Source organism: Serratia sp. A07 (genome assembly GCF_058725505.1).
In genome coordinates, this window is sequence record NZ_JBZXDO010000019.1 from 51,317 (window position 1) to 64,152 (window position 12,836).

11 protein-coding genes are annotated in these 12,836 nt (G+C 59.3%); 7 read left to right on the forward strand and 4 right to left on the reverse strand.

What is annotated here, in order from left to right:
- The first annotated feature begins 13 nt into the window (after positions 1-13).
- Both AC4PR2_RS18010 and hslJ read left to right on the forward strand, forming a co-directional pair.
- Positions 14-1,006 carry a 2-hydroxyacid dehydrogenase gene (locus tag AC4PR2_RS18010; protein WP_038880333.1) on the forward strand — a complete coding sequence of 331 codons (993 nt, stop codon included), beginning with the start codon at positions 14-16 and terminating at the stop codon, positions 1,004-1,006.
- Positions 1,007-1,056: 50 nt separating this feature from the next.
- The gene (gene hslJ / locus AC4PR2_RS18015; RefSeq protein ID WP_087762735.1) at positions 1,057-1,485 is read left to right on the forward strand and encodes a heat shock protein HslJ; all 429 of its coding nucleotides are present in this window, start codon (positions 1,057-1,059) and stop codon (positions 1,483-1,485) included.
- Between the two features lie 29 nt (positions 1,486-1,514).
- Here hslJ and AC4PR2_RS18020 read toward each other — a convergent pair whose 3' ends face one another.
- A complete protein-coding gene (locus AC4PR2_RS18020) occupies positions 1,515-1,769 on the reverse strand; it encodes a DUF333 domain-containing protein (protein ID WP_015377999.1) in 255 nt (84 codons plus the stop codon).
- 499 nt (positions 1,770-2,268) lie between these two features.
- On the reverse strand, positions 2,269-2,601 hold the full coding sequence (ssmE, locus tag AC4PR2_RS18025) for a multidrug efflux SMR transporter SsmE (protein WP_004930487.1): 333 nt from the start codon (positions 2,599-2,601) through the stop codon (positions 2,269-2,271).
- A gap of 238 nt (positions 2,602-2,839) precedes the next feature.
- On the opposite strand from ssmE, the gene nifJ reads away from it, so the two are divergent.
- The 3 genes from nifJ (at position 2,840) to AC4PR2_RS18040 (ending at position 8,085) form a co-directional block, all read left to right on the forward strand.
- Entirely contained in the window at positions 2,840-6,373 is a 3,534-nt protein-coding gene (nifJ, locus tag AC4PR2_RS18030; RefSeq protein ID WP_336948141.1) for a pyruvate:ferredoxin (flavodoxin) oxidoreductase, read from the forward strand.
- Between the two features lie 228 nt (positions 6,374-6,601).
- A complete protein-coding gene (gene ttcA / locus AC4PR2_RS18035) occupies positions 6,602-7,540 on the forward strand; it encodes a tRNA 2-thiocytidine(32) synthetase TtcA (RefSeq protein WP_060418604.1) in 939 nt (312 codons plus the stop codon).
- Positions 7,541-7,686: 146 nt separating this feature from the next.
- The gene (locus AC4PR2_RS18040) at positions 7,687-8,085 is read left to right on the forward strand and encodes a VOC family protein (protein ID WP_197804133.1); all 399 of its coding nucleotides are present in this window, start codon (positions 7,687-7,689) and stop codon (positions 8,083-8,085) included.
- Positions 8,086-8,303: 218 nt separating this feature from the next.
- Here the strand turns inward: AC4PR2_RS18040 and zntB are convergent, their stop codons facing one another.
- Positions 8,304-9,287 (reverse strand): zinc transporter ZntB, encoded by a 984-nt coding sequence (zntB, locus tag AC4PR2_RS18045; protein ID WP_064290024.1) that lies wholly within the window; start codon positions 9,285-9,287, stop codon positions 8,304-8,306.
- A gap of 228 nt (positions 9,288-9,515) precedes the next feature.
- Between zntB and AC4PR2_RS18050 the strand changes: the two genes are divergently transcribed.
- The gene (locus AC4PR2_RS18050) at positions 9,516-10,538 is read left to right on the forward strand and encodes a hypothetical protein (RefSeq protein WP_419426528.1); all 1,023 of its coding nucleotides are present in this window, start codon (positions 9,516-9,518) and stop codon (positions 10,536-10,538) included.
- 194 nt (positions 10,539-10,732) lie between these two features.
- Entirely contained in the window at positions 10,733-10,981 is a 249-nt protein-coding gene (locus AC4PR2_RS18055) for a hypothetical protein (RefSeq protein WP_492175334.1), read from the forward strand.
- A 159-nt stretch (positions 10,982-11,140) separates the two neighbouring features.
- Here the strand turns inward: AC4PR2_RS18055 and AC4PR2_RS18060 are convergent, their stop codons facing one another.
- Complete coding sequence (locus AC4PR2_RS18060) at positions 11,141-12,775, reverse strand: peptide ABC transporter substrate-binding protein (protein ID WP_492175335.1); 1,635 nt, start codon at positions 12,773-12,775, stop codon at positions 11,141-11,143.
- Between the last annotated feature and the right edge of the window lie 61 nt (positions 12,776-12,836).

Sequence of the window (12,836 nt, forward strand, 5' to 3'; positions counted from 1 at the left end):
TGGAGAAACCACGATGAAATTGGCGATATACAGTACTAAACAGTATGACCGTAAATATCTCGAACTGGTGAATCAGCAGTTTGGCTACGAGCTGGAATTCTTCGACTTTTTACTCAGTAAAAAAACCGCCAAAACGGCCGCCGGTTGCAAGGCGGTGTGCCTCTTCGTTAACGATGACGGCAGCCGTGAAGTGCTCGAAGAACTAGCGGCGCTGGGCGTCGAAATTCTCGCCCTGCGCTGCGCCGGTTTTAATAACGTCGATCTGGACGCCGCCCAAGAACTGGGCATCAAGGTGGTGCGCGTGCCCGCCTATTCGCCGGAGGCCGTGGCAGAGCACGCGGTAGGCATGATGATGTGCCTGAACCGCCGTATTCACCGCGCCTATCAACGCACCCGCGACGCCAACTTCTCGCTGGAAGGGCTGATCGGCTTTAACATGCATAACCGCACCGCCGGGGTGATCGGCACCGGTAAAATCGGCGTGGCGACGATGCGCATTCTGAAAGGCTTTGGCATGAAGCTGCTGGCCTACGATCCCTTCCCGAGCGAACAGGCGCTGGAACTGGGCGCGGAGTATGTCGATCTGAAAACGCTGTACGCGCAGTCCGACGTGATCACCCTGCACTGCCCGCTGACGCCGGAAAACCACCATCTGCTGAATGCCGACGCTTTCGCGATGATGAAAAACGGCGTGATGGTGATCAACACCAGCCGCGGCGCGCTGATCGACTCCACCGCCGCCATCGACGCGCTGAAGCAGCAGAAAATCGGCGCGCTGGGGATGGACGTTTACGAGAACGAACGCGATCTGTTCTTCGAAGACAAGTCGAACGACGTGATTCAGGACGACGTGTTCCGCCGCCTCTCGGCCTGCCACAACGTGCTGTTTACCGGCCATCAGGCCTTCCTGACCGAAGAGGCGCTGACCAGCATTTCGCAAACCACGCTGCAGAACATCAGCCAGCTGGAACGCGGCGAAGCCTGCCCGAACCAGTTGAACGCCTGAGCGTAACCTCGGGGCGCCCTTGCGGCGCCCTGTTTATTTGAGAGAACGCGATGAGAAAAACCACGGTAGCCGCCCTTGCGGCGCTGGCCTTAGCGGGGTGCAGCATGAAACCACACACGGCCGTCACGCCAGGCGATCTGTTACATCACAACTTTGTGTTGCAGAGCGTGGATGGCGAAACGGCGAAATCACCGGCGGGTGGCGGCCTGCTCAATCTGGAGTTCGGCGAGAGCCTGCATGTCTCCGGCACGATGTGCAACCGCTTCTTTGGCCAGGGGCAATTACGCGACGGCGTGCTGACGGTGAAACCGCTGGCCATGACGCGCAGGCTGTGCCCTGATGAACAGCGCAACCGCTGGGATCGGGTGATCGGCACCGTGCTCGAAAACGGCGCCGAAGTGACGCTAAACGCCCAGCAGCTGACGCTCAACGGCAGCGGCCACACGCTTATCTATACCCTGCGCGATTGGGTGTATTGATCCTGCACGCTGGGCCTGGCGCCGCGGGCTTACCCGGCGCAGCTGCCCAGGCCCAGCGTGCGTTCTTCGCACTGCTTGCCGTTCGGCATTTGGCACATGCGCAGCGCTTCACCGTTCAGGTTGTGCGCAATGGTGGTGACGCCGCCGACCGCCGCGCAACCGGCGCTGGTCTGCAACGTATTGATTCTGGCACTGTTGCCCTGCTGTACTGGCTCTTCGTTATTGCTGCTGCAGGCGGCTAAAAGCAGCACGGCGCTGGCAAGCAGCCATTTTGATGTCGTCATTATCCCACTCCTGAACCCGGAACTGCGCTGTGTAAAATCGCCATTGCTGATAACGCGCGTCACTTGGCGGACACGTTTCGCTATCTTTGATGCAAACTTGTTTAATCTAGCTCGATATATAAATAATGAAAATATATTCCAGCCATTATTTATCGTTTTTTTGCGCCGGCCGGACATTTATTTTGTTTGCAGAATATTTCCACACCGGCGCGCGGTGCCAAACGTGACGGCGCCACCCGCTACCCGGCCCTGGCCGCACGCAGAAAGTGATAACGTCACTGCTGCCGACGGGGAGATTTCTCCCGCAATATCGGTATTCATTATCTTCGCGTGCTTTCAGTATGACGGCGCATTTTTTGCTACCGGAGAGGAGGATATTTGCGTCTATGCTGGCGGCGCTAAGTAATTAGCATTCCACTATTTTCAGTGAATGATGGCTGAATTCTTCAACCGGCGCGACTTGCTGTCACGCCGGCCTTTTTTCACATTAAAATAACACTCAGTGCACCGAAGCTTTGGACAGTAAATTAATCACCAGCACGCCGGCAATAATTAATCCCATACCGACGATCGCCGGCCAATCCAATTTTTGCTGATAAACGAATACCGCCGCGACCGACACCAGCACGATGCCCATGCCCGACCAGATCGCATAGACGATGCCCAGCGGCATGCTCTTGACCACCATCGACAGCCCCCAAAATGCCACGCCGTAGCCCAGCACCACCAGCAGCGACGGCCACAGGCGGGTAAAGCCTTCGGAGGCTTTCAACATGGTGGTGGCGATCACTTCCGCGACTATCGCCATCGTCAAATACATAAATGCGCTCATGGTTTTCTTCTGTCAGTTTGCCGATGCGCAATTATGACGCGCCGGAAATAAATTGTCTTTAAACGGTGAAAACAATTTATTGCCGCCGGCACCCAATCGGCGAGGAAATACGCCTTTGACGATTTATCACCCGCCACACAAACACGATAAAGCCATGTTCAAACCCTCTGTTAGACTTTTTTCCATTACTGCGAAAGTGCGCTTTCGCGGCTTTGTGAGCAATGAAAAGGTAACGTCGATGATAACTACAGATGGTAATAATGCAGTCGCTTCCGTGGCCTATCGCACCAACGAAGTGATTGCCATCTACCCTATCACGCCGAGTTCCACCATGGCGGAACAGGCGGATGCCTGGTCCGGCGATGGCCGGCAAAACATCTGGGGCGACATCCCCCGGGTGGTGGAAATGCAGTCGGAAGGCGGCGCGATCGCCACCGTGCACGGCGCCTTGCAAACCGGCGCGCTGTCAACCTCGTTCACTTCATCGCAGGGCCTGCTGCTGATGATCCCGACGCTGTACAAGCTGGCCGGCGAGCTGACGCCGTTCGTGCTGCACGTCGCCGCGCGCACCGTGGCCACGCACGCGCTGTCTATCTTCGGCGACCATTCGGACGTAATGGCGGTGCGCCAGACCGGCTGCGCCATGCTGTGTGCCGGCAACGTGCAGGAGGCGCAGGACTTCGCGCTGATCTCTCAGACCGCCACCCTCAACGCACGCGTGCCGTTTATCCATTTCTTCGACGGCTTCCGCACCTCGCACGAAATCAACAAGATCGTGCCGCTCAGCGACGATACGCTGCGGCAAATGCTGCCGCAGGCGGCGATCGACGCTCACCGCAGCCGGGCGCTGTCGCCGGATCATCCGGTGGTGCGCGGCACTTCGGCCAACCCGGACACCTATTTCCAATCGCGCGAAGCCACCAACCCGTGGTATGACGCCACCGGCCAGCACGTGATCGACGCCATGGCGGCCTTCGCCGCCCTTACCGGCCGCCACTATCGGCCGTTCGACTATTACGGCCACCCGCAGGCCGAGCGCGTGGTGGTGGTGATGGGTTCCGCCGCCGGCACCTGCGAAGAGGTGATTGACACCCTGCTGACCCGCGGCGAGAAAGTCGGCGTGCTGAAGGTGCGCCTGTTCCGGCCGTTCTCCGCCCAGTATCTGCTCAGCGCCCTGCCGGACAGCGTGCGCAGCGTCGCGGTGCTCGATCGCACCAAAGAGCCGGGCGCGCTGGCCGAACCGCTGTATCTGGACGTGATGACCGCGCTGGCGGAAGCCTACAGCCGGGGTGAACGCGCCACGCTGCCGCGGGTGATCGGCGGCCGTTACGGGCTGTCGTCGAAAGAGTTCGGCCCGGACTGCGCGCTGGCGGTGTTCCGCGAGCTGGCCCAGCCGCAGCCGCGCCCGCGCTTTACCGTCGGCATCTTCGATGATGTCACCGGGCTTTCGCTGCCGCTGAGCGACGAAATCCTGCCACAGCGCGCCTCGCTGGAAGCGCTGTTCTACGGTTTGGGCAGCGACGGCTCGGTCTCGGCCACCAAGAACAACATCAAGATCATCGGCAACGCCACGCCGCTGTATGCCCAGGGCTATTTCGTCTACGACTCCAAAAAGGCCGGCGGCCTGACGGTGTCGCACCTGCGCGTCAGCGAGCAGCCGATCAACTCGGCCTACCTGGTCAGCCGCGCGGACTTCGTCGGCTGCCACCAGCTGCAATTTATCGATAAGTACCAAATGGTTGAACGCCTGAAGCCCGGCGGCACCTTCCTGCTCAATACCCCTTACGGCGCCGACGAGGTCTGGTCGCGCCTGCCGCAGGAGGTTCAGGCGCTGTTGCACCAACGCCAGGCGCGTTTCTATATCATCAACGCCGCCAAGCTGGCGCGCGAATGCCGGCTCGGCGCGCGCATCAACACCGTAATGCAGATGGCGTTTTTCCACCTGACGCAGATCCTGCCGAGCGACGTGGCGCTGCAACAGCTGCAGGACGCCATCGCCCGCAGCTACAGCAGCAAGGGCCAGGAGATCGTCGAGCGCAACTGGCAGGCGCTGGGTGCCACCCGCGCCGCGCTGACCGAGATCCCGCTACAGCCGGTCGACGCCAGCAGCCCGATGCGTCCGCCGGTGGTCTCGGACGCCGCGCCGGACTTCGTCAAAACCGTCACCGCCGCGATGCTGGCCGGGCTGGGCGATGCGCTGCCGGTTTCCGCCTTCCCGCCGGACGGCACCTGGCCGGTGGGCACCACCCAATGGGAAAAGCGCAACATCGCCGAAGAGATCCCGGTATGGCAGCCCGACCTGTGCACCCAGTGCAACCACTGCGTCGCCGCCTGCCCGCACTCCGCCATTCGCGCCAAGGTGGTTCAGCCAGCGGAGATGGAGCACGCCCCTGCTTCCCTGCAGTCACTGGATGTCAAAGCGCGCGATATGCGAGGCCAGAAATACGTGCTGCAGGTAGCGCCGGAAGATTGCACCGGCTGTAACCTGTGCGTCGAGGTCTGCCCGGCGAAAGATCGCCAGAACCCGGAGATCAAGGCCATCAACATGGCTTCGCGCCTCGATAATCTAACGGCTGAGAAAGACAACTACGACTTCTTCCTGCAGCTGCCGGAAATCGATCCGGCGCAGCTGGAGCGCATCGACATTCGTACCTCGCAGCTGATCACGCCGCTGTTCGAGTATTCCGGCGCCTGTTCCGGCTGCGGCGAAACGCCGTACATCAAGCTGTTGACCCAGCTCTATGGCGACCGTTTGCTGATCGCCAACGCCACCGGCTGTTCGTCGATCTACGGCGGCAACCTACCGACCACGCCTTACACCACCAACGCCGAAGGGCGCGGGCCCGCGTGGGCCAACTCGCTGTTCGAAGACAACGCCGAATTCGGCCTGGGCTTCCGTCTGACGGTCGATCAACATCGCGCACGGGTGCTGCGCCTGCTGAATTCGCTGGCGCCGCAGCTGCCGGAGCAGTTGGTCAATGCCTTGCAGATGGACGACGTGGCGCCGGAGCCGCGCCGTAAGCAAATCGCCGAACTGCGTACGCTGTTGGCGAGTCTCGAAGGCGAAGACGCACGCCAGCTGGCGGCCGACGCCGACTACCTGGTGGATAAATCCATCTGGCTGATCGGCGGTGACGGTTGGGCCTACGACATCGGCTTCGGCGGTTTGGATCACGTGCTCAGCCTGACGGAAAACGTCAACGTGCTGGTGCTCGACACCCAATGTTACTCCAACACCGGCGGCCAGCAGTCGAAGGCCACGCCGCTCGGTGCGGTGACCAAGTTCGGTGAACACGGCAAGCGCAAGGCGCGCAAGGATTTGGGCGTCAGCATGATGATGTACGGCCATGTCTACGTCGCGCAGATCTCGCTGGGAGCGCAGCTTAACCAAACGGTGAAAGCGATTCAGGAGGCCGAAGCCTATCCGGGCCCGTCGCTGATCATCGCCTACAGCCCGTGCGAAGAGCACGGCTACGATCTGGCGCTCAGCCACGATCAGATGAAACAGCTGACCGCCACCGGCTTCTGGCCGCTGTACCGCTTCGATCCGCGCCGCAGCGCCGAGGGCAAGGCCGCATTGGCGCTGGACTCCCGGCCGCCGAACAGCAGCCTGTCGGAAACGCTGCTGAAAGAACAGCGTTTCCGCCGCCTGAACTCACAGCAGCCGGAAGTGGCCAGCGCGCTGTATCAGGCCGCCGAGAAAGAGCTGAAGGAGAAATACGACTTCCTCAGCCTGCTGGCCGGCAAGGCGGAAAAATCCGCCGCAGAGTAATCCCTTCAGGGCGCGAGTGATTCGCGCCCTGTTCTTTTACCGCCGGCGTAAGCCGCAGCAATAAAACCCGCTGGCATTCCTGCTCGCAATCCGTACCATACAGGCCTCGCGTCGGGCGCGTGGAAGCTGGATGATGAATAATGATCAAAATTGGCCGGTTGAATGGTAAACTCGCGGTCTACAACGCCATGCCCCTAGTGCCCCCCATTGAGAATGAGCACGATTTAAATGTCAGAAAAGCAATCCGTTAGCCAAAAAGAGCAGTACAACCTGAATAAATTGCAAAAGCGCCTGCGCCGCAACGTGGGCGAAGCGATCGCCGATTTCAATATGATTGAAGAAGGCGACCGCATCATGGTCTGCCTGTCCGGCGGTAAAGACAGCTACACCATGCTTGAGATCCTGCGCAACCTGCAGCAGAGCGCGCCGATTAACTTCTCGTTAATCGCGGTGAACCTCGATCAGAAACAGCCCGGCTTCCCGGAGCATATTCTGCCCGCCTACCTGGAAAGCCTGGGGGTGGAGTACAAGATCGTCGAAGAGAACACCTACAGCATCGTCAAAGACAAGATCCCGGAAGGCAAAACCACCTGTTCACTGTGCTCGCGCCTGCGTCGCGGCATTTTGTACCGCACCGCCACCGAACTGGGTGCCACCAAGATCGCGCTGGGCCACCACCGCGACGACATTTTGCAAACGCTGTTCCTCAACATGTTCTACGGCGGCAAAATGAAAGGCATGCCGCCCAAGCTGATGAGCGACGACGGCAAACACGTGGTCATCCGCCCGCTGGCCTATTGCCGCGAGAAAGACATCGAGCGTTTCTCTATCGCCAAAGCCTTCCCGATCATTCCGTGCAACCTGTGCGGCTCGCAGCCTAATTTGCAGCGCCAGGTGATCGGCGACATGCTGCGCGACTGGGACAAGCGTTACCCTGGCCGATTGGAAACCATGTTCAGCGCCATGCAAAACGTGGTGCCTTCGCACCTGAGCGATATCAATCTGTTCGATTTCAAAGGCATTCACCACGGTAGCGCCGTGGTAGACGGCGGCGATTTGGCCTTCGATCGCGAAGACATCCCGATGCAACCGGTCGGCTGGCAGCCGGAAGACTCAGACGACGCGGTGCCAGCGCCAGAGCGGTTGAACGTGCTGGAAATCAAATAAGCCCCTCTCGCCGCTTGCCCTCTGCAAGCGGCGACATTCCCCGCTCTCGACGATCTCGATCCTGTTCACAGTTTGCGCAAAATTTACTGGGCAGTGCCGTTTTTACCCTATACTGTTTATTTATACAGTCAATTGGAGAGCGCGCAATGAATATTACCCCCTGCCTGTCCCACGTCTCGCTAGGCTCCAACGATTTCGAGGCCGCCGCGGCCTTTTACGATCGTGCGCTGGCCGCCTTGGGTTGCCGACGCGTGTTGGAACATCCCGGCGCCATCGGTTACGGCCGCGACTACCCGGAGTTTTGGCTGCAGATGCCGATTGACGGCCGGCCTGCCGCGCCCGGCAACGGCACGCACGTCGGCTTTTTCGCGACCAGCAAGCAACAGGTGGATGAATTCCATCGTCAGGCGCTGCTGGCCGGCGCCGTCGATGAAGGCGCGCCCGGTTCGCGGCCGCACTACGGTGAGGCTTACTACGGCTGCTTTGTTCGGGATTTGGATGGGCACAAGATTGAAGCCAGCTTCTGGGATGAAAGCGCGGCCTGAAACAGAGTAAAAGCCGAATAAAAAAATGCCGGTGATTAAACCGGCATTGTACGAATCAAATGTGCTATGCAGTAATTCAAAAATAAGAAAGTAAGACAATTATGGAGCGCAACGCCCATCGCTTGACGTTGCATTCACCTGCGAGAGAGATCATGCCCCATTTCCCCCGGCTAAATGTTGATATTGCTCAATGTTAACCGGGTTTTCGTCATTTTTGCCTACAGCCAGCGGCTGCGCTTCAGCCACCAGGCGACGCCGCCCACCAGGGCCAGCAGCATCAGGCAAAAAGTGCCGAAGCCAAACGGCGCACTGTTGCCCGGAATGCCGCCGAGGTTGACGCCAAACAGCCCGGTCAGGAAGGTGGTCGGCAGAAATACCATCGCTAACAATGACATGGTGTAAGTGCGGCGGTTCATCGCGTCGGCCATCACCGTGGTGATTTCGTCGGACAAGATGGCGGTGCGCGCGATGCTGCCGTCCAGATCGTCCAATCCCCGCCCCAAGCGATCGGCGATGTCCTGCATGCGGCGGCGATCGTCGTCGCTCATCCACGGCAGGCGATCGCTGGCCAGCCGAGCGAAGACGTCGCGCTGGGGCGCCATGTAACGGCGCAGCACGATCAGCTGTTTACGGATCAATGCCAACTGGCCGCGCTCCGGCACCTGCTGCTCCAGCAAGGCGTCCTCCAGATCGATAATCTTGTCGTGCAGATCCTCGATAAATTCACTGGTGTGATCGGTCAACGCATCGGAAATCTCCACCAGCCAGCTGCCGCTGTTGGTCGGCCCGGCGCCGCTCTGCAGATCGTTCACCACCTGATCGATGGAGTACACCTTGCGGTGCCGGGTGGAGATAATCAGTTTATCGGTGATGTACACGCGGATGGTGACCAGTTGATCCGGCCGGGAGTTGGCGTTGAAGTTAATGCTGCGCAGGGTGATCATGGTGCCTTCACCCTGGCGGCTGACGCGCGGCCGCGAGCTTTCGCCTGAGAGCGCCTCGCGCACCGAATCCGGCAGCAGCGGCGTGGTGCTCAGCCATTCGGCGCTGGCCGGGTGCGCATAATCGAGATGCAGCCAGCACGGCGCGTCGCAGGTGATCTTGTCATCCTGCTCGATCGGCGTTACGCCCCCCTTGCCGTCCAGCTGGTAGGCATAAACCGCATCAGCGACCTGCAGCTCGCTCCCCTCAATCACATCCATTCATTTATCCCCTCAGTCTTGCTTATGTTGCTGAGTCTAGCGTTAACACCTTGGAGATCAAAGGCCAAGCTGTAACGCCAGTTTTCACGCCGGACAAAAAGCGTGCTCTATACTTCAGGCGAAGCCACATTTGCGACCGGGTGAGGAACGACGATGGCGGGAAGTAGTGAATCAGGCGCAAGACATTTTGCATTGAACCTGGCTGTGCTGCGGTGCCTGTTCTGTACCATGGCGGCGCTGCTGCTGTTCGCCAGCCAACCGCTGCGCGCGGAGCAGGCGCTGGAACGCATGTCTACCCCTTTACGGGTCGCGACGGCCGGCGGCAATTTTTCTTACTATGTCGCCCAGAAGCACAGCGCCCAGCCGCGTAACGCACTGGTGGTAATGCACGGTCATCCACGCGACGCCGTTAAAACGCTGCAAGCGGCGATCGACGCCGCGCAAGCGGCAGGAGCGGGAGGTGATACTTTACTGGCCGCCCCGCTGTTCCAGGTGCCGGAAAAACTCGCCGTCCACTGCCATTCCGCCGGTCTGCCCCAGCCGCAAGGCGGCGACGCCCTGTGGCGCTGCGGCTCCTGGATCGAGGGCGGTTTGGATAATGCCGGGAAGACCGGTTCATTCAACGCCATGGATAACCTGCTGGCCGATATGAAACGGCGCTGGCCGTCGCTGCAGACGATCACCGTGGCCGGTTTCTCTGCCGGCGCCCAGTTCGTGCAACATTATGTCGGCTTTGCCCATCCGCCAGGCGGGGTGCGGCTGCGCTATGTGGTGGCCGATCCTGGCAGCTGGCTCTATTTTGATAATCTGCGCCCCCAGCCAACATATGGGGGGAGCTGCGGCAGTGAAACAGCCTGCCGCTTCCGTTGGCAAACGCAGAACGCCGACCAGTGTCCACAGGCCAACCGGTGGAAATACGGCCTGGAATCGCTTCCCGCTCACCTGCAGCGCACTGCCGATGCGGCCCGCGGGCGCTATGCCGCTGCGGATATCTCCTACCTGGCCGCCGCCGGTGATACCGGCACCGCGCCGGGCGCCTACTATCGGATACTCGACAAATCCTGCGCCGCCCAGCTGCAGGGCCCCTATCGATTGCAACGTGCCCTGGCCTATGCCGACTATGACCGGCGTTACCTGGCACCGGATAAGCCGCATCGGTTAACGATCGTTCCCGGCTGCGGGCACAACGTCGCCTGCGTCTTTCCCGCCCCGGCGGCCAGGCAGGCGCTTTTCCCCATTAATGCAGACTAATAATAACGGCAATGAAATAAACCTTTGCCGACAAATCAGGCAATATCGCCGATAAAGCGCTGGCAATGCCGTTATTATTATGACTTAACATATTGCTATCATTTTTAATTCAAAATGATAATAATAAATCAACACAAAGCTGTTTCAGCGCAAATTTTAGGGGCATATACTTTTCTCACTACGAGGAGGTAGTTATGTTACGCGACCATTTAAAACTAAACGCCAGCGATACGCTGGAAAAAATCAGTAATATCCATTTGCAAAACCAGGGCCAGGAAGAGATCAGTGAGTTTGTGGTGAAGAACGCCGCCGGCCTGCAGATTGGCAAGGTCTCCGTCCACGATCGTTTCAGCACCCGACGCTCGTACCCCACCAGCTACCGCATCACCCAGACCGACATGAGCGGCCGCGTGGTGGTGGATGCCATGCGGGACTGTCTATAAGCGTAACCTCTCTCTGAAATAACGAACTAATCATATGATGATGGCAACCCTGTTTATTATTAAACGGGGTTTATCGCGTGGGAAAATTAATTATCGTCTTCGTTGCATCGTCGATACAATAAAGCCCCCGCATTAGGCGGGGGCGATAAATAAATCGACTCAGTGTTTGATGATATACATCGTCTGGCTGTAGGCCACGTCTTCCGGGTTGGTGATCGGGTAGCCTTTTACCCACGGTTTGATCAGGCGGCCGTTGGTGTACTGGTAAATCGGCGCGATCGGCGCCTGGTCGGCAATGATCTGCTCCATCTTGTTGTAATCGGCGGTCACCGCCGCCGGATTGGTTTCCCGCCCCGCCTGCGCCAGCAGCTTGTCGTAGTCCGCGTTCTTGAACTTGGCGATGTTGCCGCTGTGGGTCGAGGTCAGCAGTGACAGGAAGGTCGACGCTTCGTTATAGTCACCCACCCAGGAGGCGCGGATCACGTCGAAATTGCCGGTGTTGCGGCTGTCGATATAGGTTTTCCACTCCTGGTTTTGCAACTTGACGTCAATGCCGAGCTTCTTCTTCCACATCGAGGCCACGGCGATGGCGATCTTCTGGTGGCTTTCCGAGGTGTTATACAGCAACGTCAACTTCAGCGGGTTGTTCGGGCCGTAGCCGGCAGCCAGCAGCAACGCCTTGGCCTGCGCGTCCAGCTCCGCCTGCGATTGCTCTTGCAGCAAACTCGCCTCCGGTTTGAACCCGGCGGTCACGTCCGGCGTGAAGTGATAGGCCGGTTTTTCGCCGGTGCCCAGCACTTTTTCCGCGATAATCTTGCGATCGATGGCGTAGGACAAGGCCTGGCGCACCCGCACGTCGTTGGTCGGCGCGCGCTGGGTGTTGAACGCGTAGTAATAGGTGCCGAGCTGATCCGGTGTGTACACCTGCCCCGGAATGTCTTTCAGCAGCTTCTGATACATGTTTTTCGGGAAGGATTCGGTGATATCGATGTCACCTGCCAGGTAACGCTTGGTGGCGTTGGATTCCTGGTTGATGGGTACGAAGGTCACTTTGGTCAGCACGGTATGCGCATGATCCCAGTAATGATCGTTAGGCGTCAGCACCAGCTTCTCGTTCACCACCCGCTCCTGCAGTTTGAACGCGCCGTTGCCCACCAGATTGCCGACCTTGGTCCAGTCGTTGCCATATTTTTCCACCACCGCCTTATTCACCGGGAACAGGCTGAAGTTGGCCGTCAGGCTGACGAAATAAGGCACCGGCTTGTCCAGCTGCACTTTGAGCGTGTAGTCGTCCGGCGCCGACACGCCCAAGCGATCGGCCGGCAATTTGCCGCTGATGATCTGCTCGGCGTTCTGGATCCCCGCCAGCTGCGCGAACCAGGCGAACGGCGACAGGTTTTTCGGCTCTACCAGCCGCTGCCAGCTGTAGACGAAATCCTTCGCCGTGACAGGGTCACCGTTTGACCACCGCGCGTCTTTACGCAGATGGAAAATGTAAGTCTGGTTGTCGCTGGTCTGCCAGCGCGTGGCGACGCCGGGGATCACTTTCCCGTTGGCGTCCTGATTGACCAGCCCTTCGAACAGAGCGCGCGCCAGCTGGGCCTCCGGCAGGCCAACCGCTTTGATCGGATCGAGCGAGGCCGGTTCGTCTTTAATGTGGCGCACGATTTCCTGTTTGGCCGCCAGCGCGGTGCCCGGGGGAACCTGCGCCGCCATGGCGCTGCTCATACAGGCGCCGATCGCCGCCGCGCAAAGCGCCAAACGAAAACCTCGTTGCATTTTTCTTCCCGTCATTATGATGTTCCCCCCGTTAACCATCTGAATTTTTTATCATATAGCACAAGATCCGTCCGGC